Below are 19,412 nucleotides of genomic sequence, written 5' to 3' on the forward strand. Positions count from 1 at the left end.
GCGTGGCTTGAAACTGCGGCCGGTGCCCGTCCATCGGAACCGGCCGTACGCGGCGCAGGTCGGGCTGAGCAACGCGAAGCCCAACAGCGCCTTGATCACAAGGATGACGGTGGCAGATCTGTCGGGCTTCGCTGCGCTCAACCCGACCTACCCCTCGATGAACGGGAGCTCCCACCTGCTGGGGGCCGGATACGGTGCTGCGCACCTCGCAGCACATCCCGTGCAGCGCTGTCGCGTTCAACGCAGCCACCCGCCATCGGACTCCCACGAAACCCCGTCACGCCGGACATCACGCGCGCTGGCACGCCGGTTGCAATGAACTGCGCTGCACATCGATCACCGCATCGAAAGGACAAAGACATGGGCAGCATCGACTCCAACTTCGCCAGCGTCGCCGACCACCTGGGCACGCGTGAGCACGTCGCCGACGTGCTCGTCATCGGCGGCGGTCCCGCCGGCACCTGGGCCGCGGTACGCGCCGCCAGCCTGGGCGCGCGCGTGGTGCTGGCCGACAAGGGCTTCTGCGGCACCTCGGGTGCGGCGGCGCCGTCCGGCAACGGCGTGTGGTACATCCCGCCCGACCCGAAGCTGCGTGAAGAAGCGATGGCCGGCCGCGAGCAGCTCGGCGGCTGGCTGGCGGACCGCGACTGGATGGCGCGCGTGCTCGACCAGACTTGGGACAACATCCACCAGCTCGACGACTGGGGCTACCCCTTCCCGAAGGATGACGACGGCACGCCACGGCGTGGCTCGCTGCAGGGGCCGGAGTACATGCGCCTGATGCGCAGCCGGGTGAAGCGCGCAGGCGTGCGCATCCTGGACCACAGTCCGGCGCTGGAACTGCTGGTGGATGACAGCGGTGCAGTGGCCGGTGCCACCGGCATCAGTCGCCAGGCAGGGGAACGCTGGCTGGTGCGCGCGGGTGCGGTGGTGATCGCCACCGGTGGCTGCGCCTTCCTGTCACGCGCGCTGGGCTGCAACGTGCTGACCGGCGACGGCCTGCTGATGGGCGCCGAGGTCGGTGCGGAACTCAGCAGCATGGAGTTCTCCAATGCCTACGGCATCGCGCCCGCGTTTTCGTCGGTGACCAAGACCGCCTTCTACCGCTACGCGCGCTTCCTGCGCGAGGACGGCAGCGTCATCGAAGGCGCCAGCGGCCACAGTCGCTCGAAGATCGCCAAGGCGCTGCTGCAGGGCCCGGTGTATGCCGTGCTGGACCAGGCCGCGCCGGACCTGCACGACGCGTTGCGCCTGGCCCAACCCAACTTCTTCCTGCCCTTCGACCGCGCAGGCATCGACCCCTTCACCCAACGCTTCGCCGTCACGCTGCGCCTGGAAGGCACGGTGCGCGGCACCGGTGGATTGCGCATCACCGACAAGACCTGCGCCACCAGCGTGCCGGGTTTGTACGCGGCGGGCGATGCTGCCACGCGCGAACTCATCTGCGGTGGCTTCACCGGCGGCGGCAGCCACAACGCGGCGTGGGCGATGTCGTCCGGCGCGTGGGCCGGTGCCGGCGCGGCGGACTACGCGCGCCAGCTCGGCAGCAACCACGTCGCCCGCCATGTGCATCGCGCCGGCAGCACCGCGGTGCGCGACAACGGTGGCCAGCAACTGGACCCGTCGGAAGTCGCCAGCGCCGTGCAGGCCGAAGTCTTCCCCTACGAGCGCAACTACTTCCGCCATGCCGAGCGCCTGCAGGATTCGCTGGGCCGGCTGGACGCACTGTGGCAGGCGCAACGCCACAGCCGCGGCGCCGACAACACGCGGGTGATCCGCGCCCGCGAAGCCGCCGCGATGACCGCCACCGCGCGCTGGATGTACCGCAGCGCCCTGGCCCGCACCGAGACGCGCGGCATGCACAAGCGCGAAGAGCACCCCGGCCTGGACGCGAAGCAGCATCACCTCATCACCGTCGGCGGCCTGGATGAAATCTGGACGAGCACCCGCCCCGCCACCACGCCACAACCCGACGTACTGACGAAGGAGGCCGCATGATCGAACTGGTCAGCGAATCGCGTTGCATCGCCTGCAACCTCTGCGTCAGCGCCTGTCCGGTCAACGTCTTTGACGCCGTGCCCGACAGCCCGCCGGTGATCGCGCGGCAGGACGACTGCCAGACCTGTTTCATGTGCGAGTTGTACTGCCCGGTGGACGCGCTGTACGTGTCACCGGAAGCGGACCGCATCGGCACCGCCGACGAAAGCCTGCTCGCCAATGCCGGCACCTTGGGCGGCTACCGCCGCGCGGTGGGCTGGACCAAGGGCAGCGAGCGGCAGCGCAGTACGGACCAGAGCTTCCGCGTGTTGAACAAGTACTGAGCGGTGCGGCTGCACATAACGGGGGATCGGATACGTGCACGGCACGCGAACGACACTGGATTCCCGCTTTCGCGGGAATGACGGTGCAACGGTTGCAAGTGGATCCGGCGCATCACTCCAGGCGCCGGATGCCCTTGCTGGTCCAGCCCGACAACGAGCACAGCCCCCACTCCCCTCTGCAGCCGCCGAGCAGCACAGCCGTGACGAGGGATCGCGCAACGCGCGACGGCGAGCATGTGTGAGCACCGAAGGCCGAGCGAAGCGACAGACTGAGGGCGACTCAATTTTCAAAAGCGGGAGCCGCTAGTCATGGCGAGCAGCGCACTTGTGCTGAGCTTGTCGAAGTAGGGAATCGTGCGAAGCACGGCGGCGGAAGCGGGGCGCGTTCTCTGCATACTCTCTGCCGCGCAGCAGAGAGTATGTCGCCCGCCGGGGCGAACTCCCGGCCAAGCGCAACGCGCAAGCACTACCCTCACGGCGGGAGCCGGCAGAACACGCAATGCAAGACCACCGAAGCGTGAGCCCGCATCACACTCTCGCACGCGCGGCTCACGCTGCGCACCCACACCTTCATCCCGCAGTTGGTTCCACACCACACCAGGTTATCCACATTTTCTGTGGATGACTCCGGGGACAAGCATGGGGATGAATCGATAAGTCACTGAGCCGCAGGTGGTTTCGGGCTTCGATCAATTCGTGGGCAGCCCATGTTCCACGCAGAGCACGACATTGTTCAGGCTTGACGGAGACGCCAACGGAAAGTACGCGGCGCGCTTCAGACGCGCGCGTCACTCATCGCATCCTGAGCATCGACAGGCGCCGACGACAGGAAGCGCGCCACAGCATCACCGCGCTCGATGGCCAGCAGAAAATCCTCCGCCTCGCGTGGCGTGCGCAAGCGGATGAAACGGATGTGGGCGTACTGCGGGTCGCGCATCTGCGCCTCGCACTTCCTGCGGTTCGGGCCGTGATGCTGGATGGCCCACAGCACGATGGACTTGCGGGAGACCATGCGGCCGAGGCTCTCGCAGTTGCCGGTGCCCGCCCACAGTTCCGTACCGCGCCAGGCGCGTTGCAAGGCGCGCCGGAAGACACGCCACACGGTCAGCGCGAAGCCCATGTCCAGCCACACCACGGTGCGCACCTGCGGCCACTTGATGGGGATGGTGCGCGTGTAGCTGCCGTCCAGCACCCAGCGGCCGTCGCCTTCGCTCAGCGTATGGCGCAGGCGGGCGAAGAAGCGCTCGTCGGTGGGTTCGGTCCATGCCGGCTCCCAGAACACCGCGTCCATCTCGATGTAGCGCACGCCGAGTGCTGCGGCCAGACGCCGCGCGAAGGTGCTCTTGCCGCTGCCGCTACAGCCCAGCACGTTGACGTTGAGCAGCGCGTCCTGCAATGCCGGCGCCGGCATCAATGCGCGGACGACTTCGAGAACAGGTTGAGCACCAGCACGCCAGCAACGATCAGCCCGATGCCGATCAGCGCAGGCGTGTCCAGCCTCTGGCCGAAGACCAGCCAGGCGATGAGCGACACCAGCACGATGCCGACGCCGGACCACACCGCATAGGCGATGCCGACCGGGATGGCCTTCAGCGTCAGCGAAAGGAAGTAGAAGGCCACGCCGTAGCCCGCCACGACGATGACGGAGGGCAGCAGGCGCGAGAAACCATCACTCGCCTTCAGCGCCGAGGTGGCGATCACTTCGGCCAGGATCGCGGTGCCAAGGAACAGCCAGTTCTTCATGCTTCCACCTCGTCAGTCGATGCGCCGGAAAAACGCGGGGGCAATGATGCTACGCGAATAGCTCCCGCGCCGATACCCGCTCAGCGCACTGTCGAAGCATCCTGCCCGAAGAGCACCTTGCGCGACTCCTCGTCCACCGACGGTTTGTCGCCGGGGTTCACTTCCTGCACGCGGGCATATGCGCGCTGCGTGGCAGGCCGCGCGGCAATCGCGTCGAACCAGCGCGTCAGATGCGGGAAGTCCTCCAGCTTCTGCTGCTGGCGTTCGTGCGGCACGATCCAGGGGTAGCTGGCGATGTCGGCGATGGAATATTCGCCGGCGACGAACTCACGGTCGGCCAGGCGCTTGTTGAGCACCGCGTAGAGCCGCGCGGTTTCCTTCACGTAGCGCTCGATGGCGTAGGGCAGCTTTTCCGGCGCGTACTGCGTGAAGTGATGGTTCTGCCCGGCCATCGGGCCCAGTCCGCCCATCTGCCAGAACAGCCACTGCACCGCCTCGGTACGGCCACGCAGGTCCTGCGGGATCAGCGTGCCGAGCTTATCGGCGAGGTACAGCAGGATGGCGCCGGACTCGAAGATGGAAATCGGCGCACCGCCGCCCGCGGGATCGTGATCGACGATGGCCGGGATGCGGTTGTTCGGCGCGATGGCGAGGAACTCCGGCTTGAACTGCTCGCCCTTGCCGATGGCGACCGGCAGGATGCGGTAAGGCACACCGGCCTCCTCCAGGAACATGGTGATCTTGTGGCCGTTCGGCGTGGTCCAGTAGTACAGGTCGATCATGGCGGGTCCTTCTCGTGATGCGCCGCGGTGGCGCGGTGAAACATGAATATGATGTCCGGCGCCTCAGGCCCCGGCGTTGTGACGCATGCGCGCCAGCAGGGTGCCGAGCGAGGCACGCTCCCCTTCGTCAAAATCCGCCAGCATGCGTTCCAGCAACTGGCGACGCTTCTGGCGCTGGCGGCGTTGCAGCGCCTGGCCGGCCGGCGTCAGTTGCAGGAGCTGGCAGCGGCGGTCGTTCTCGTCCGCCCGTCGCTCGACCAGGCCGCGCTCGTCCAGCTGGCTGACGAGGCGTGCGATCTGCGCCTTGTCGCGCCCGCTGTGCTCCACCAGGTCCTGCTGCGTACTGCCGGGATGGCGGGCGATGTAACCGAGTGCGCGCGCCTCCATCGGCCCCAGCCCGCTGCCGTCCGCCGCCAGCGCATCGCGCGCCTGCGCCTTGAACAGGTGCATCAGCGCATGCAGGTGCTCCAGCATTTCCTCGTCCTGATCGACGGCGGCGGCCTCTGCGCGCGCTTCCGGTCCGGCTCCCCTTGGCATGTCCCTTCTCTCCACATGGTTGACGACATCAACCATTAAGTCATAGGATAGGTTGATTGTATCAACCATTTCTCCGGGAGAACCGATCCGTGAGCAACGATGACACCAACCGCACCCCCCCACGCCGCACCGAGCGCGTACGCCACACCATCAAGGCACGCAAGCTGACGGTGCAGTCGGTCACCCGCGTCGGCAGCACGATCATCCGCGTGCGCTTCACCGGGGATTCGCTGCATGACTTCGTCAGCGCCTCCTTCGACGACCACCTCAAGCTGATGCTGCCCGCGCCGGGGCAGGCGCTCGTCCTGCCGGTGGCGGGGCCGGAGCGGCTGGAGTTTCCCGAGGGCGCGGCGCGGCCACAGATGCGCGACTACACGCCGCGCAGCTTCGACACGGCGCGCGGCGAGCTGGACATCGAATTCGCCCTGCATGGCGACGGCCCCGCCGCGAGCTGGGCCGCACAGGCGGCGCCCGGCCAGGTGGTCGGCATCGGTGGCCCGCGCGGCTCGATGGTGATCCCGATGGACTACGCCTGGCATCTGCTGGTGGGCGACGACACGGCGCTGCCGGCCATCTCGCGCCGCATCGAGGAGCTGCCGGCCGGCAGCAAGGTACTGGCGGTGATCGAGATTGCCGAGGCTGGCGACCAGCGCGCGTTCTCCGGACCCGCCGCGGCCGACGCGGACGTGCACTGGGTGCTGCGCGACGGGCAGGCCGGTGCGGATGCACTGGCCGGCATCGTCGCAACGCTGTCGCTGCCACCGGGTGAGGGATTCGCATGGGCCGCGGGGGAAGCGCAGGCCATCACCGCGGTGCGCCGCGTGCTGATCGAACAGCACGGCCTGCACAAGAACCAGATCAAGGCCGCGGCCTACTGGAAGCACGGCAGCGTGGCGCATCACGCGAACCTGGAAGACTAGGCCGGTATCGAATGCGTCAGGCCGGCACGGCGGCCTGGCTCGGCAAGCCGACGTGCAGCGGACGGATGAAACGCTGCTGGCTCGTCGCCGCGTAGCCGAGGTGCTGGTAGAAGGCATGCGCCTGCGGCCGGTGATTGCCGCTGATGACTTCCATGCGCGTCGCGCCGTGCAGTCGCGCATGCTCTTCCAGCGCACGCATCAGGGCGCGCCCGATGCCCTGCCCTCGCGCCTGCGCCGACACGACCAGCGCGGTGACCTTGCCCAGGCCCTCGCTGGCATGAAACATCGGCACCAGATGCAGGCTGCCCGCACCGAGCAGGCAGCCATCCGACTCCGCGATCCACACGCTGTCCTGCGGCGCACGCAGTGCGGCGATGCGTCGGCGCAGCGCCTCCACCTGCTGCGGATAGCCCAGCTCCGCCAGCAAGGGGGCAAGTTGCGTAGCGTCGTCCGGCCGCGCCTCGCGCAGGGCGATGAGATGCAGGTTGCGGTTCATGCAGGCGCCACGCCGTGGCGCGCGAACCACGCCTGCAAGCGTTGCCAGCCGTCCGCCGCAGCGTCCGGCCGGTAGCTGGGCCGGTAGTCGGCGTAGAAGGCGTGCGGCGCCTCGGGGTAGAGATGGATCTCCGACGGAATGTGCGCCTCCTTCAGCGACTCGCGGAAGTGCGCCACCGCCTCCAGCGGAATGCCGGTGTCCTGCCCGCCATACAGGCCCAGCACCGGCGCCTTGAGTTGCCCCACCACATCGATGGGATGCAGCGGCGTCAGCCCGGAGGCCACACCGTTCAGCCGGCCGTACCAGGCGACGCCCGCCTTGATGCGCGGCTGGCGCGCGGCGTACAGCCAGGTGATGCGCCCGCCCCAGCAGAAGCCGGTGATGCCGATGCGCTGTGCATCGCCACCGTTGGCGTCCGCCCAGGCCAGCGTGGCGTCCAGGTCGTCCAGCACCTGACGGTCCGGCACCTTGCTGACGATGGTCTCGCGCAGGGTGTCGATGTCCGGCGCTTTCGCCGGATCGCCCTGGCGGAAATACAGCTCGGGCGCGATGGCGAGATAACCCAGCTTCGCCAGCCGCCGCGTCACGTCGCGGATGTGCTCGTGCACGCCGAAGATCTCCTGGATGACCAGGATCACCGGATGCGGCCCCGCTCCCGTCGGCGCGGACCGATAGGCCGGCAGGCTGCCGTCGGCCACTGGAATGCTGATCTCACCGGCCACCAGGCCTTCGCTGCCGGTGTGGATGACCGCAGCCGGATCGGCTGGTTGGGCCGCGGCGGCGAAGCCGGGGCTGGTTTGCTTGATGTCGCTCATTGCTGTTCCTGGGTGGAATGGTCTCAAGATCGAGTTCTTCCGGAGCCAGTCAGCAGAAGCTGTGCCAACTCGCCCTCAGGTAGTCAGCATAGGTTGCAGGATCGGCGGCAGCAGGAGCACGAGAGAATGCACCGGGGTACGTGCAGGGATCGTGCAGATGCGGATCTGACGAAGAACCAGCACCAGGTGGTCCCGCCTGCTCCGAATGCAGCAGCTTCACTGGACACCGCGTGGGTTTCAGCATCGCCCACCGATCAAACAATCCGCCCAGAGTCCGCTCAGAAATCCCGGTCGAGGATGCGCCTGGTCAGCGCCTGCGCCGCCGCGGCGTTCATCTTCGGACACTCCACCTTGCAGTTCAGCCGCGCCAGGCGCACGGCCATTTCCGGGTCGCCGAACAGCTTGCGCAGCACGGACAGCACGTAAGGCCCGGCGGCGGCATCGTCGTCGATGACCAGGAAGATGTCCTTGGCGCGCTTCTTGTGCCTGTCCGTAAAGTTGGAGAGTCCGATACGGAAGGCGGCGCAGTCCTCTTCGAAAGCCTTTGATTCGGCCATCTCCTTGCTGCGGGCGATGACGACGCCGAGGGCGTAGTCCTTGAATAACAGGAAGCCGGAGGGGCGGGAGAAGACGTGCAGGTTGATCATCGAGTTGCTCGATACGGACTGAAGACGAAGAAAAATACCATCCCGCCCCTGCGCGGGAGGCCGCGTGGCGTCAAAGCCGGAACGCACAAAGCAAAAGGCCCGATCTTTCGATCGGGCCTTTTGCTGAAGGATTTGGTTGCGGGGACAGGATTTGAACCTGTGACCTTCGGGTTATGAGCCCGACGAGCTGCCAGACTGCTCCACCCCGCGTCAGAGAGGGCGAATTATGGACAACCCTGGTGCGCGTGTCAAGAAAATTCGTCCGGCCGCACTAAAAAAGTGCGCATCAGAACGACTCCTCCGGCAATTGCAAGCTGCTGGCGGCACCGCTGGTGGCCGCGTGGCCCAAAGCTGGTGCCTGGCTCAGCAGCTGGTCGGCATAGGCGCGTGCGGTCACCAGCTTGGCGTTCAGGAAGCCGGCATCGCCCTCGCCCGCCTTCAGCAGACGCTGTGCGGCCAAGGCGGCGCGCGCCATCTGCCAGCCGCCGCAGACGATGCCGAACAGGCGCAGCAGCGGGAAGGCGGCGGCGTGTGCGACGCGGATGTCCTGCGCCCACTGCGCACAGATGAAGGCGGTACCGCGCTCCATGGCGTCGGCACCGCTGGCCAGCAGCGGTGCGATGGCGCGGCAATGGGCGTCGTCGCTGGCCAGCAGTTCGGCCACCACGTTGCCGATGTCGGCAATCACCGCACGCGCGGCAGCCCCGCCGTCGCGGGCGATCTTGCGGCCGATGAGGTCGTTGGCCTGGATCGCCGTCGTGCCTTCGTAGATGGTCGTGATGCGTGCGTCGCGCAGGTACTGCGCGGCGCCGGTCTCTTCGATGTACCCCATGCCGCCATGCACCTGCACGCCCAGCGATGCGACGTCGATGCCGGTCTCGGTGCACCAGCCCTTCACCACCGGGATCATCAGGTCGACGAAGGCCTGGGAGCGCTCGCGCTCCGCGGCGTCGGCATGGTGGTGGGCGCGGTCGTGCGCGGCGGCCACCACGCAGGCCAGTGCGCGCATGGCCTCGGTCTGGCAGCGCATCAGCATCAACATGCGGCGCACGTCGGGGTGGCGGATGATCGGCACGCGCGCGCCGTTCTTCTCGGCAACGTCGAAGCCCTGCACGCGATCGCGCGCGTAGGCGACGGCATGCTGCGTGGCGCGCTCGGCCAGCGCGAGGCCTTCGAGACCGACCGCGAAGCGGGCCTCGTTCATCATGATGAACATGATCTCCAGGCCACGATTGGCTTCGCCGATGAGGTAGCCGGTGGCGCCACCGTTGTCGCCATAGGCCATCACGCAGGTAGGGCTGGCGTGGATGCCGAGCTTGTGTTCCAGGCTGACGCAGCGCAGGTCGTTGCGCGCACCGGGCGTGCCATCGTCATTGACGAGGAACTTGGGCACGGCGAACAGCGAGATGCCCTTCACGCCCTCCGGTGCGTTCGGCAGACGCGCCAGTACCAGGTGGATGATGTTGTCGGTGAGGTCGTGCTCGCCGTAGGTGATGAAGATCTTCTGCCCGGTGATGCGGTAGCTGCCATCCGCCTGCGGCTCGGCGCGGGTGCGCACGGCGGCGAGGTCGGAGCCGGCCTGGGGCTCCGTGAGGTTCATGGTGCCGGTCCACTCGCCGGACACCATCTTCGGCAGGTAGCGATCCTTCAGCGCGTCGCTGCCGCGCGCCATCAGCGCGTTGATGGCGCCGTTGGTGAGCATCGGGCACAGCGCGAAAGCCATGTTGGCCGACTTCCAGATTTCGCTGACCACGGTGTAGAGCAACATCGGCAGTCCCTGGCCGCCGTAGTCGGGGGAACACGCCAGCCCGGTCCACCCGGCTTCGCGGAACTGCGTGTAGGCGGCGCGCCAGCCGGGCGCGGTGGTCACGGCGTCGCCGGCGAACTTTGCGCCTTCACGGTCCCCCACCGCGTTCAGCGGGGCCAGCACCTCGCCAGCGAACTTGCCCGCCTCGTCGAGGATCGCGTCGACCAGGTCGGCCGACACGTCCTCGCAGCCGGGCCATTGCGCGTAATCGTCCAGTCCCGCCAGTTCGCGCAGCACGAACTGCATGTCGGCCAGCGGCGCCTTGTAGTCACTCATGTCTCCACCCCTTTGTGTTGACGTAGGTCTGCACCGCGTCGAGGGTGTCGAGCGGTGGCGTGCCCTGCACGGCCGTTACCAGGTGCAGCACCTGGTCGAGTCGCGCAGACGAGCAGGATGCCCAGGGCCTGAGGAAATAACGGCCATCGGCTTCGAGAAACTGAGGGCGCAGCGGCTCGCCGTCGTCGGCGAAGAACAACCACTGCTGGGCGCGCACCTCGGCCGCGGCGCACTGCGCGGGGGCCGAAGCGGCATCGGGAAGGACATGCAGGGCGCCGTCATCCACCCGGAAGGCGAAGACGGCGCTCATGCGCAGTTCCGCTCAGAGGGAAGCGGTGAGTTGCGGCACCAGTTCGAACAGGTCGCCGACCAGGCCGTAGTTCGCCACCTGGAAGATCGGCGCATCCGGGTCCTTGTTGATGGCGACGATGACCTTGGATTCGGTCATGCCGGCCAGATGCTGGATCGCGCCGGAGATGCCGATGGCGATGTACAGCTCGGGCGCCACCACCTTGCCGGTCTGGCCGACCTGGGCATCATTGGGCACGTAGCCGGCATCCACTGCGGCACGCGAGGCGCCGAGCGCGGCACCCAGCTTGTCGGCCAGCGGTTCGACCAGGGTCTTGAAGGCGTCGGCGCTGCCCAGCGCACGGCCGCCGGAGACGACCACGCGCGCGTTGCCCAGCTCGGGGCGGGCGGATACGGCCAGTTCGCGATTGAGCAGCTTCGACACGCCGAGGTCCGGACCCTGCGGTGCGTTCTCCACCGCGGCGCTGCCGCCACCGGTGGGCGCCGCATCGAATGCGGAGCTGCGAATAGTGACGACCTTCACCGGGTCACTGCTCTGCACGGTGGCGAGGGCATTGCCGGCGTAGATGGGGCGGACGAAGGTGTCCGGCGACTTCACCGCGACGATGTCCGACACCTGGGCCACGTCCAGCAGCGCCGCAACGCGCGGGCCGAGGTTCTTGCCGAAGGCGGAAGCGGCCACCAGCACGTGGGTGTAGGTGCCCGCCATCTGCGCCAGGATGATGGCGGCATTCTCGACGAGCTGGTCCTTGTAGTGGGCGGCGTCGATGACGCGCACGCGGGCGATGCCGTCGATCTTCGCGGCATCCGCCGCCGCAGCGGCGCAACCGCTGCCCAGCACGACGATGTCGATGGAGGTTTGCGTCGCGGCACCGATCTGCTGCGCAGCCGTCACCGCATGCAGGGTGGCGGACTTGATGTGTTGGTTGTCGTGTTCGGCAATGACCAGAATGCTCATGTCCTGTCCCCTCAGATGACCTTGGCTTCGTCGCGCAGGCGCGACACCAGTTCGGCGACATTCGCCAGGATGACGCCGCCTGCGCGCCTGGGCGGCTCGGCAACGTCGAGGGTCTTCAGGCGCGGCGCGATGTCCACGCCAAGCTCTTCGGCCTTGAGGGTTTCCAGCGGCTTCTTCTTGGCCTTCATGATATTCGGCAGCGAGGCGAAGCGCGGCTCGTTCAGGCGCAGGTCAACCGTGACCACAGCCGGCAGGCTGAGCTCGACCGTTTCCAGGCCGCCGTCGATCTCGCGCGTCACCGTCACCTTGTTATCGCCGACGACGACCTTCGAGGCGAAGGTGGCCTGCGGCCAGCCCAGCAGCGCCGCCAGCATCTGGCCGGTCTGGTTGGCATCGTCGTCGATGGCCTGCTTGCCCAGCACCACCAGTTGCACGCCTTCGCGCTCGGCCACCGTGCGCAGCAGCTTGGCCACGGCCAGCGGTTGCAGCTCGGCCTCGGTCTCCACCAGCACGGCGCGGTCGGCGCCGACGGCCATGGCGGTACGCAGGGTGTCCTGCGCAGCCGTCACGCCGCAACTGACGGCGATGACTTCGCTGGCGACGCCGCCTTCGCGCAGGCGCACGGCTTCCTCGACGGCAATTTCGTCGAAGGGGTTCATGGCCATCTTGACGTTGGCGAGATCGACGCCGGAGCCGTCAGCCTTGACGCGCACCTTGACGTTGAAATCGACCACCCGCTTCACGGGGACGAGGATCTTCACGCTGTGTTTCTCCAGGGAAAGGCGGACCGGCAGGAAGCCGCCGCGAGACCTGCTCCGTACGCTAGCGTACGGTCAGAAATGCTTCAAGCCGGGATAGCCCGGCTTGAGGGATGGGGTGACGCCAAGGATACCGCCGCAAACACTTGAACAACCTGCGCTGCGCAGAAATCGTCGCGAGCGGCCCGAGGTCGAAACCGATTCTGGAAACTGAGGCGGAGTCGTACTGAAGTACGGCGAGCATCGGAGTTTCGGGATCGGGCTGCGCAGTAGATTTATTCGTCAGCGTTCGACGAAGGCGCGTTCGAGGACGTAATCGCCGGGTTCGCCCACGCTCGGGGAAATCTTGAATCCGCGCGAATCCAGCAGCTTGGAGATGTCCATGTTCAGGCTGTGGCTGCCGCAGATCATGATGCGGTCGGTTTCCGGGTTCAGCGACGGCAGGCCGAGGTCGTCGGTCAGCTTGTTGGAGACGATCAGGTCGGTGATGCGGCCCTGGTTGCGGAAGGGCTCGCGCGTGACGCTGGGGTAGTACAGCAGCTTGTCACGCACCATCTCGCCGAGGAACTCGTCGTTGGGCAGGTCTTCCTCGAAGAACTGCTGGTAAGCCAGTTCGTTCACGTAGCGCACGCCGTGGAACAGGATGACCTTCTCGAAGCGCTCGTAGGCTTCCGGGTCGCGCGCCAGGCTCAGGAACGGCGCCAGCCCGGTGCCGGTGCCCACCAGGTAGAGGTTCTTGCCGGGACGCAGGTCGTCCAGCAGCAGCGTGCCGGTGGGCTTGTGGCCGATGAGGATCTCGTCGCCGACCTGCAGGTGCTGCAGGCGGGAGGTCAGCGGGCCGTTGGGCACCTTGATGCTGAAGAACTCCAGGTGCTCTTCGTAGTTGGCGCTGGCGATGCTGTAGGCACGCAGCAGCGGCTTGTTCTCGGTCGCCAGCCCGATCATCACGAAATGACCGTTGCGGAAACGGAAGCCAGGGTTGCGCGTCGTCTTGAAACTGAACAGGGTATCGTTCCAGTGATGTACGCTCAGCACGCGTTCGGGGGCCACACTCGCCATGATTCGGGGGGTCTCGCAGTAGATTGATTACACAATGCATTTATATGTCGGCACGGCCTCCGCCACAACGCACTTGCTTTTACTTGAATATAACCATCGGTTATCAACAACCGGAATAACGGCATTTCAAGAATGGAAAATGCAATGCCTTCGCGCAGCCTGGACCGCGATGCCTGGGTGCGTCTTGCTGTGGACATCCTTGCCGAGGAGGGCCTCGCGGGCCTGCGCGTGGAGGCCCTGGCCAAGCGCCTGGGGGTGACCAAGGGCAGCTTCTACTGGCATTTCAAGGACCGCCAGGCGTTGCTGGACGCCGTGCTGGAAGAGTGGCGCACGGGCCGTATCCAGGATTGCGAGCGGCAGGCGCAAGTATCGCCGGACCGCGCCGCCGAGCAGTTGCGCCACGTCATGGACACCTACGCGATCAATCCCAACCGCAAGGGCGTGATGATCGAACTGGCGGTACGCGACTGGGCGCGCCGCGATGCGGCCGCGGCCTCGGCCGTGGAACAGGTGGACGAGGCGCGGCGCAACAACGCCGCCCAGCTGTTCCGCACGGCGGGCTTCGCCGACGAGGAGGCCGAAATGCGCGCGCTGCTGCTCTACACGCACGCCTTCGGCCTGTCGATGATGGTGTTCGAGCGCCATGGCGACGAGGTCGCCCGGCTGCACACGGCGATCGCCGCCCTGATCGCAGGCTCGCCGCGGAACTGAAAGCGCCGCCGCGATTTGCGCGGCAGCACTCCAGCGGCCGTGCTTCATTTACTTCGCGCCCGTCTCCTCGGCGGTATCGCGCGCCACGTCGGGCAAGGTCGGCGCATCCGCCTTGGCCGGCTTGTCGTGGCCATAGACCCAGGTGTCCAGCAGCGTCCAGGCCACGGCCAGCAGCACGGGGCCGATGAACAGGCCGAGCATGCCGAAGGAAATCAGGCCGCCCAGCACGCCGATGAACACCAGCAGGAACGGCAGGTCGGCACCGCGCTGGATCAGCCAGGGGCGGATCACGTTGTCCACGCTGCCCACGAAAACCGACCACACCAGCAGGGCCGTCCCCCAGCCACTCTGACCGGACCAGTACAGCCAGATGGTGGCCGGAATGAGCACCACCAGCGGGCCGATCTGCGCCAGCGTGGTCATGAACATGATGGCAGCGAGCAGCCCGGCCAGCGGGATGCCGGCCACCCACACGCCGATGCCGCCAAGCATGGACTGGATGACGGCCGTGACCACCAGGCCGATCGCCACGCTGCGGATCGCCTGACCCGCCAGGACGACCACCGCTTCCCCGTTGTCACCGGCCAGGCGCCGGAAGAAGGCGATGACGCCGGCGGCAGCGATCTCGCCGCGCATGTACATGACGGCCGCGATGACCAGCATCAGCAGGAACTGCAGCAAGGCCATACCGGCCCCGCCCGCATGCGCCACCAGCCAGCTCGCCACGGCCTTGCCCGCGGCAGCGAGCTGCGGCCGCCATTGCAGGATGTCGCCGTCGATGACGGTCAGCCACAGTTCGACGAGTTGCGGACCCGCCACCGGGATACTCGCCAGCCAGGACGGCGGCTGTGGCAGGGGGCCGTCGACGATGCGCCCGCCCCAGCCCGCGATCTCGTCGGCCTGGGTCGCCAGCGTGGCCACCGCCAGGCACAGGGGCAGGATGAGCACGAGGAGCAGGCCGAGCAGCAGCACCGCCACCGCCAGGCCGCGCCGTCCACCCAGCCGCGCCTGCAGGCGGATCATCAGGGGCCAGGTGGCGATCACCACCATCGCGGCCCAGATGCCCGCCCCCAGGAAGGGGAACAGCACCCACAGCGACGCCAGCAACAGGGCCAGGATGGACAGCACCGCCAGCACGATGCGTGGCAGGTCGTAACGGTCAGGAGGGTTCATGTCGGCAGGTGTGGTTGGGGGGTAGCGCGCATGATGCCGCAAGGCCGGGGCGTCGCGTGAAGCGCGTGGGGTGACTCAGGCCCGGTCATCGAGCAGGTCGTCCCACCAGCCGCGCTGATGGGGATCGAGGAAAGTCGTGTGCAGGTCGACCGACGAGCGCTCGCCCAGCGCGTCGAAGTTCTCCGCCAGCCAGGCCTCCGCACACGCCCTGCCCTGTTCGCGCAGGCGCAGCAGGAAGCGGCGGTCCGGCGACAGCTTGCTGCCGATGGAGTACTCCGACAACGCGTCGTCGGCGCGGATGGCATGGATGTACATGCGCTTGACGTGCGCCTCCTCCTTGATCCAGCCCAGGTCCAGCATGCGCTGGATGTGCGCGATGTGGCGCAGTTCGGCCAGCAGCGAGGAGTTGAAGGACACTTCGTTGATGCGGTCGAAGATCTCGTGCGGCGTCCTCGGCAGGCGCTCGCGGGTCAGGGGATTCAGATGCACGATGATCAGGTCCGGCGTCACCGTGTGGCGGTTGAGCGGAAACAGCGCCGGATTGCCCAGATAGCCGCCGTCCCAGTAATGCTGGCCGTCGATCTCCACGGCGTGGAAGAGGAACGGCAGGCAGGCCGAGGCCGCCACCACGTCCAGCGTCAGTTCCTCGTTGCGGAACACGCGCACCCGACCGGTGTTCACGTTGGTGGCCGACAGGAACACCTTGGGCCCCTTGTCGTCGCGCAGCAGGTCGAAGTTCACCGTCTCTTCCAGCAGGTCGCGCAGCGGATGGAAGTTGCGCGGATTCAGCTGGTAGGGCGAGAACATCCGCGTCATCGCCTCGAAGATGCGGTATGAGAAAGTGCCATCCACTTCCCACTCGCGGCCGAAGGGCAGCTCCCACATGAAGGGCCGGATCGGGCTGTACATCGACCCGATGTCGGCAATGCGCCCCCAGAAGCCGTCCAGCAACTCGCGCGCCCGCGGCGGGCCGCCTTCACGCAGCCCCTGCGCCACGATCACCGCATTCATGGAGCCGGCGCTGGTCGCCGTGATGGCCTCGAAGTCGAGCCTGTCGTCTTCCAGCAGGCCATCGAGAATGCCCCAGGCAAACGCGCCGTGCGCGCCGCCGCCCTGCAAGGCGAGGTTGACGATGCGACGGCCCCGCTTGTCGACGACCCCACCCTCGGCGGCCGTACGAAGCGATGCGGCTTTTCTCGGCATGGCGGTTCCTCCCAAAGGCAGCGTGATCCAGGCAGACACGAAGCAGACGGACGAAGCAGACAGAGCTATCGCAGCGCACGAGCGCAGGCTGACGCGACTCTAGCCCAGCCATGCGACGCCCGCCATCCCGTCAGCATTAAATCTGGATGGGCGTTATGGCTTGCCTGTCACCCCCGGGACGGCCGTAACGGCCTTCTGCGCGGCGCCAGAGCCCGGAACCGCCCGCAGGGCCGGTGTTACCATTCCGCCCTCGCCGCCCGCATGGCGGCGCACCCCGCACCACGCCCCCGCCTTGAAAACCTTCATTACACGTGGATTTGCCCTGCTGCTGACGGCGGGCCTGTTCGTCTGGCTCCTGCAAGGCCAGCACTGGCAGGGCGTGGGTGAGCGCATCGCACAGGTGCCGCCCTGGCAGATCGCCGTGGCGGTGGCTGCCTTCGCCCTCACCTACATGCTGCGCGCCGGCCGGGTGTACGACGAATTCCGGCACCTGGGCCACGTGGGCTACTTCGGCGTCCTGCGCCTGACCCTCGCCCACAACGCCGCGATCAACATCCTGCCTTTCCGCAGCGGCGAAGCGGCCTTCCCGCTGCTGCTCAACCGCTGGTTCGGCGTGCCCACGGCACGCGCCGTGGCAGCCCTGCTGTGGCTGCGCCTGCAGGACGCCTTCGTGGTGCTGGCCCTGGCCGCACTGGTGTGGCCCGCCCTGCCCGCATGGCTGCGCGGGCTGTGGATCGCCGCCGTGGCGCTGGCCGCCTGGCTCATCCCGGCCTGGGCGCGCCGCCACCCCGAGGCCCTGCCCGAAGGCGGGCGGCTGGCGAAGCTGATGGGCAAACTGCGTGCCGCGCTGGCAGAATCCACCCGCGGCAGCGGCCGCAGCTGGTTGTGGACCATCGCCAACTGGTCGGTGAAGCTGGCCGCGCAGGCCTGGTTGCTGGCGGCCCTGCTGAACGCATCGCTTGCCACCGGCATCGCCGGCGCCATGGGCGTGGAGCTGGCGGCGATCCTGCCGATCCAGGGCGTGGCCGGCTTCGGCACCTACGAGGCTGGCGGCGCCGCGCTGATGCGGCCGCACGGCGTCGCACTGGCCGACGGCCTGCAGGCCGCGCTGGCCCTGCACCTTTTCGTCATCGCCTGCGCACTGGCCGCAGGCGGTCTTGCCCTGGCCCTGCTGCCCGGCCCCAAGAATCCTGAAGCTCCTGAAAGCACCACCTGATCATGACCGAACAGACCCTGCCCGCCATCATCCCCAGCCTGACGCCTGCGGAGCTGGCCGCGATTCCGCCGCACCGGCTGTCCATCGTGATCCCGATGTACAACGAAGTGGACAACGTGGAGCCGATGGTGGCCCGCGTGCATGAAGGCCTGGCCGGCTACCCGCAGCCCTGGGAGCTGATCCTGGTGGACGACGGCAGCACCGACGACACGCCTGATGCCCTGCGCGCCACCGGCGCCAAGTACGGCCCGCATGTGCGCGTGCTGGAGCTGGCGCGCAACTTCAAGCAGACCGCCGCCATGCAGGCCGGCCTGGATGCCGCCCGGGGCGACGTCATCGCCACCCTGGACGGCGACCTGCAGAACGACCCGGTGGACATTCCGCGCATGGTGCGCCGCCTGCTGGTCGAAAAGCTGGACCTGGTGGCCGGCTGGCGCAAGAACCGCAAGGACGGCATGTTCCTGCGCAAGATTCCGTCGCGCATCGCCAACCGCCTGATCGCACGCATCACCGGCGTGAAGCTCAACGACTACGGCTGCAGCCTCAAGGTGTACCGCGCCAGCGTCATCAAGAACGTGCGCCTGTACGGCGAGATGCACCGCTTCATCCCGGCCTGGATGGCCACCGTCACCTCGCCGCGCCGCATCTCCGAGGAAGTGGTGAACCACCACGCGCGCATCCACGGCCAGAGCAAGTACGGCATCTCGCGCACCTTCCGCGTGATCCTCGACCTGGTGTCGGTGTTCTTCTTCATGCGCTACCGCACCCGCCCCGGCCACTTCTTCGGCGGCATCGGCCTGGCCTTCGGCACGGTGGGCTCGCTGATCCTCGCCTACATGCTGGTGCTGAAGCTGCTGGGCGAGAGCATCGGCACGCGGCCGCTGCTGATGGTGGGCTTCTTCGCGCTGATCATGGGCGTGCAGTTCGTGCTCACCGGCGTGATGGGCGAAACCCTGTCGCGCATCTACTTCGAGGCAGGCACGGCCAACCTGTACCAGACCCGTGACCCGGATTCACCGTCGGACAGCGAGGCCTGGCATCGCATCGGCAACGAAGGGAACGCGCAATGAGCATCGACCTGATCCTCACCGTCATCGGCGACGACCGCCCCGGCCTCGTCGAGGAACTCGCCAGCGGCATCGCCGCGCACGGCGGCAACTGGCTGGAGTCGTCCCTGTCGCACCTGTCCGGCAAGTTCGCCGGCATCGTGCGCGTGGAGTGCCCGCCGGAGAACGCCGAGGCCCTGCGCGCCGCCCTGGCATCCCTGCCGTCCCTGACGGTGTCGGCCCAGCTGACGCAGGCGGTGGATGTGGCCCCTGCCGGCCGCCACCTGACGCTGAGCCTGACCGGCCACGACCGCGTGGGCATCGTGCGCGAGGTGTCGCAGGTCATCGCCCGTCACGGTATCAATGTCGAAGGCCTCACCACCTGGACCTCCAGTGCGCCGATGTCCGGCGAGACGCTGTTCCATGCCGAGGCCGCCCTGCACGCCGACGCCAACCTGGACGCCGATGCGCTGCAGGCCGCGCTGGAAGCCATCTCCAACGAGCTGGTGGTGGACATCCTGCTGGACGAGATCGGACCGGACTGAGGCCGCAAAGCGGGGATCGCCCGGCTTGCATGCCGGTCTGCCGCTGCTATCATGGGTTTTCCGCTGTGCACAGCAGCAAATGTTTTTGAA

At 67.5% G+C, this 19,412-nt stretch carries 21 protein-coding genes and 1 tRNA gene; 7 read left to right on the forward strand and 15 right to left on the reverse strand.

Annotated elements, in window-relative coordinates:
• Positions 1-360: 360 nt before the first annotated feature.
• The gene (locus tag VVD47_RS06275) at positions 361-1,998 is read left to right on the forward strand and encodes an FAD-binding protein (RefSeq protein WP_327602543.1); all 1,638 of its coding nucleotides are present in this window, start codon (positions 361-363) and stop codon (positions 1,996-1,998) included.
• A complete protein-coding gene (locus VVD47_RS06280; RefSeq protein WP_327602544.1) occupies positions 1,995-2,321 on the forward strand; it encodes a 4Fe-4S binding protein in 327 nt (108 codons plus the stop codon). The genes VVD47_RS06275 and VVD47_RS06280 overlap by 4 nt, the downstream gene beginning before the upstream one ends.
• A gap of 775 nt (positions 2,322-3,096) precedes the next feature.
• Here the strand turns inward: VVD47_RS06280 and VVD47_RS06285 are convergent.
• The 4 genes from VVD47_RS06285 to VVD47_RS06300 all read right to left on the reverse strand — a co-directional run bounded on the left by VVD47_RS06285 (position 3,097) and on the right by VVD47_RS06300 (position 5,383).
• The gene (locus tag VVD47_RS06285; RefSeq protein ID WP_327602545.1) at positions 3,097-3,732 is read right to left on the reverse strand and encodes a hypothetical protein; all 636 of its coding nucleotides are present in this window, start codon (positions 3,730-3,732) and stop codon (positions 3,097-3,099) included.
• On the reverse strand, positions 3,732-4,064 hold the full coding sequence (locus tag VVD47_RS06290) for an SMR family transporter (protein WP_327602546.1): 333 nt from the start codon (positions 4,062-4,064) through the stop codon (positions 3,732-3,734). The genes VVD47_RS06285 and VVD47_RS06290 overlap by 1 nt, the downstream gene beginning before the upstream one ends.
• 80 nt (positions 4,065-4,144) lie before the next feature.
• Positions 4,145-4,846 (reverse strand): glutathione binding-like protein, encoded by a 702-nt coding sequence (locus VVD47_RS06295; RefSeq protein ID WP_327602547.1) that lies wholly within the window; start codon positions 4,844-4,846, stop codon positions 4,145-4,147.
• Positions 4,847-4,909: 63 nt separating this feature from the next.
• A complete protein-coding gene (locus VVD47_RS06300; protein WP_327602548.1) occupies positions 4,910-5,383 on the reverse strand; it encodes a MarR family winged helix-turn-helix transcriptional regulator in 474 nt (157 codons plus the stop codon).
• 89 nt (positions 5,384-5,472) lie between these two features.
• Between VVD47_RS06300 and VVD47_RS06305 the strand changes: the two genes are divergently transcribed.
• A complete protein-coding gene (locus VVD47_RS06305; protein ID WP_327602549.1) occupies positions 5,473-6,303 on the forward strand; it encodes a siderophore-interacting protein in 831 nt (276 codons plus the stop codon).
• Positions 6,304-6,319: 16 nt separating this feature from the next.
• On the opposite strand, the gene VVD47_RS06310 is transcribed toward VVD47_RS06305, so the two are convergent.
• The 9 genes from VVD47_RS06310 to VVD47_RS06350 form a co-directional block, all read right to left on the reverse strand.
• On the reverse strand, positions 6,320-6,799 hold the full coding sequence (locus tag VVD47_RS06310; RefSeq protein WP_327602550.1) for a GNAT family N-acetyltransferase: 480 nt from the start codon (positions 6,797-6,799) through the stop codon (positions 6,320-6,322).
• The gene (locus VVD47_RS06315; protein ID WP_327602551.1) at positions 6,796-7,614 is read right to left on the reverse strand and encodes a dienelactone hydrolase family protein; all 819 of its coding nucleotides are present in this window, start codon (positions 7,612-7,614) and stop codon (positions 6,796-6,798) included. Before VVD47_RS06315 ends, VVD47_RS06310 begins: the two co-directional genes overlap by 4 nt.
• A gap of 278 nt (positions 7,615-7,892) precedes the next feature.
• Entirely contained in the window at positions 7,893-8,261 is a 369-nt protein-coding gene (locus VVD47_RS06320; RefSeq protein WP_327602552.1) for a hypothetical protein, read from the reverse strand.
• A 133-nt stretch (positions 8,262-8,394) separates the two neighbouring features.
• Positions 8,395-8,471 (reverse strand) — tRNA-Met (locus VVD47_RS06325).
• A 76-nt stretch (positions 8,472-8,547) separates the two neighbouring features.
• Complete coding sequence (locus VVD47_RS06330; RefSeq protein WP_327602553.1) at positions 8,548-10,344, reverse strand: acyl-CoA dehydrogenase; 1,797 nt, start codon at positions 10,342-10,344, stop codon at positions 8,548-8,550.
• Entirely contained in the window at positions 10,337-10,654 is a 318-nt protein-coding gene (locus VVD47_RS06335) for a hypothetical protein (protein ID WP_327602554.1), read from the reverse strand. The genes VVD47_RS06330 and VVD47_RS06335 overlap by 8 nt, the downstream gene beginning before the upstream one ends.
• A 12-nt stretch (positions 10,655-10,666) precedes the next feature.
• Positions 10,667-11,611: an electron transfer flavoprotein subunit alpha/FixB family protein gene (locus VVD47_RS06340; RefSeq protein ID WP_327602555.1), complete on the reverse strand. Its 945-nt coding sequence runs from the start codon at positions 11,609-11,611 to the stop codon at positions 10,667-10,669.
• 11 nt (positions 11,612-11,622) lie between these two features.
• Positions 11,623-12,372: an electron transfer flavoprotein subunit beta/FixA family protein gene (locus VVD47_RS06345; protein ID WP_327602556.1), complete on the reverse strand. Its 750-nt coding sequence runs from the start codon at positions 12,370-12,372 to the stop codon at positions 11,623-11,625.
• 279 nt (positions 12,373-12,651) lie between these two features.
• Positions 12,652-13,428 carry a ferredoxin--NADP reductase gene (locus VVD47_RS06350; protein ID WP_327602557.1) on the reverse strand — a complete coding sequence of 259 codons (777 nt, stop codon included), beginning with the start codon at positions 13,426-13,428 and terminating at the stop codon, positions 12,652-12,654.
• Between the two features lie 144 nt (positions 13,429-13,572).
• Between VVD47_RS06350 and VVD47_RS06355 the strand changes: the two genes are divergently transcribed.
• On the forward strand, positions 13,573-14,139 hold the full coding sequence (locus tag VVD47_RS06355) for a TetR/AcrR family transcriptional regulator (RefSeq protein WP_327602558.1): 567 nt from the start codon (positions 13,573-13,575) through the stop codon (positions 14,137-14,139).
• Between the two features lie 48 nt (positions 14,140-14,187).
• Here VVD47_RS06355 and ydiK read toward each other — a convergent pair whose 3' ends face one another.
• Both ydiK and VVD47_RS06365 read right to left on the reverse strand, forming a co-directional pair.
• Positions 14,188-15,312 (reverse strand): AI-2E family transporter YdiK, encoded by a 1,125-nt coding sequence (ydiK, locus tag VVD47_RS06360; protein WP_327602559.1) that lies wholly within the window; start codon positions 15,310-15,312, stop codon positions 14,188-14,190.
• Positions 15,313-15,387: 75 nt separating this feature from the next.
• The gene (locus VVD47_RS06365; RefSeq protein ID WP_327602560.1) at positions 15,388-16,515 is read right to left on the reverse strand and encodes a patatin-like phospholipase family protein; all 1,128 of its coding nucleotides are present in this window, start codon (positions 16,513-16,515) and stop codon (positions 15,388-15,390) included.
• 292 nt (positions 16,516-16,807) lie between these two features.
• On the opposite strand from VVD47_RS06365, the gene VVD47_RS06370 reads away from it, so the two are divergent.
• Genes VVD47_RS06370 through VVD47_RS06380 form a run of 3 tightly spaced genes read left to right on the forward strand, consistent with a single transcriptional unit; the run spans position 16,808 to position 19,322 of the window.
• Positions 16,808-17,731, forward strand: coding sequence for a lysylphosphatidylglycerol synthase transmembrane domain-containing protein (locus tag VVD47_RS06370; RefSeq protein ID WP_327602561.1), 924 nt, complete (start codon positions 16,808-16,810; stop codon positions 17,729-17,731).
• 2 nt (positions 17,732-17,733) lie between these two features.
• Positions 17,734-18,801, forward strand: coding sequence for a glycosyltransferase family 2 protein (locus VVD47_RS06375; protein WP_327602562.1), 1,068 nt, complete (start codon positions 17,734-17,736; stop codon positions 18,799-18,801).
• Entirely contained in the window at positions 18,798-19,322 is a 525-nt protein-coding gene (locus VVD47_RS06380; RefSeq protein WP_327602563.1) for a glycine cleavage system protein R, read from the forward strand. The genes VVD47_RS06375 and VVD47_RS06380 overlap by 4 nt, the downstream gene beginning before the upstream one ends.
• The last annotated feature ends 90 nt before the right edge of the window (positions 19,323-19,412 follow it).

The organism is Uliginosibacterium sp. H1 (assembly GCF_036017065.1).
In the GTDB taxonomy this organism is placed as follows: Bacteria; Pseudomonadota; Gammaproteobacteria; order Burkholderiales; family Rhodocyclaceae; genus Uliginosibacterium.

Bases quoted from the DNA above. Each gene is read 5' to 3' on its own strand.
- VVD47_RS06275 (WP_327602543.1), top strand. From the start codon at position 361: ATGGGCAGCATCGACTCCAACTTCGCCAGCGTCGCCGACCACCTGGGC.
- VVD47_RS06280 (WP_327602544.1), top strand. From the start codon at position 1,995: ATGATCGAACTGGTCAGCGAATCGCGTTGCATCGCCTGCAACCTCTGC.
- VVD47_RS06285 (WP_327602545.1), bottom strand. From the start codon at position 3,732: ATGCCGGCGCCGGCATTGCAGGACGCGCTGCTCAACGTCAACGTGCTG.
- VVD47_RS06290 (WP_327602546.1), bottom strand. From the start codon at position 4,064: ATGAAGAACTGGCTGTTCCTTGGCACCGCGATCCTGGCCGAAGTGATC.
- VVD47_RS06295 (WP_327602547.1), bottom strand. From the start codon at position 4,846: ATGATCGACCTGTACTACTGGACCACGCCGAACGGCCACAAGATCACC.
- VVD47_RS06300 (WP_327602548.1), bottom strand. From the start codon at position 5,383: ATGCCAAGGGGAGCCGGACCGGAAGCGCGCGCAGAGGCCGCCGCCGTC.
- VVD47_RS06310 (WP_327602550.1), bottom strand. From the start codon at position 6,799: ATGAACCGCAACCTGCATCTCATCGCCCTGCGCGAGGCGCGGCCGGAC.
- VVD47_RS06315 (WP_327602551.1), bottom strand. From the start codon at position 7,614: ATGAGCGACATCAAGCAAACCAGCCCCGGCTTCGCCGCCGCGGCCCAA.
- VVD47_RS06320 (WP_327602552.1), bottom strand. From the start codon at position 8,261: ATGATCAACCTGCACGTCTTCTCCCGCCCCTCCGGCTTCCTGTTATTC.
- VVD47_RS06330 (WP_327602553.1), bottom strand. From the start codon at position 10,344: ATGAGTGACTACAAGGCGCCGCTGGCCGACATGCAGTTCGTGCTGCGC.
- VVD47_RS06335 (WP_327602554.1), bottom strand. From the start codon at position 10,654: ATGAGCGCCGTCTTCGCCTTCCGGGTGGATGACGGCGCCCTGCATGTC.
- VVD47_RS06340 (WP_327602555.1), bottom strand. From the start codon at position 11,611: ATGAGCATTCTGGTCATTGCCGAACACGACAACCAACACATCAAGTCC.
- VVD47_RS06350 (WP_327602557.1), bottom strand. From the start codon at position 13,428: ATGGCGAGTGTGGCCCCCGAACGCGTGCTGAGCGTACATCACTGGAAC.
- VVD47_RS06355 (WP_327602558.1), top strand. From the start codon at position 13,573: ATGCCTTCGCGCAGCCTGGACCGCGATGCCTGGGTGCGTCTTGCTGTG.
- ydiK (WP_327602559.1), bottom strand. From the start codon at position 15,312: ATGAACCCTCCTGACCGTTACGACCTGCCACGCATCGTGCTGGCGGTG.
- VVD47_RS06365 (WP_327602560.1), bottom strand. From the start codon at position 16,515: ATGCCGAGAAAAGCCGCATCGCTTCGTACGGCCGCCGAGGGTGGGGTC.
- VVD47_RS06375 (WP_327602562.1), top strand. From the start codon at position 17,734: ATGACCGAACAGACCCTGCCCGCCATCATCCCCAGCCTGACGCCTGCG.
- VVD47_RS06380 (WP_327602563.1), top strand. From the start codon at position 18,798: ATGAGCATCGACCTGATCCTCACCGTCATCGGCGACGACCGCCCCGGC.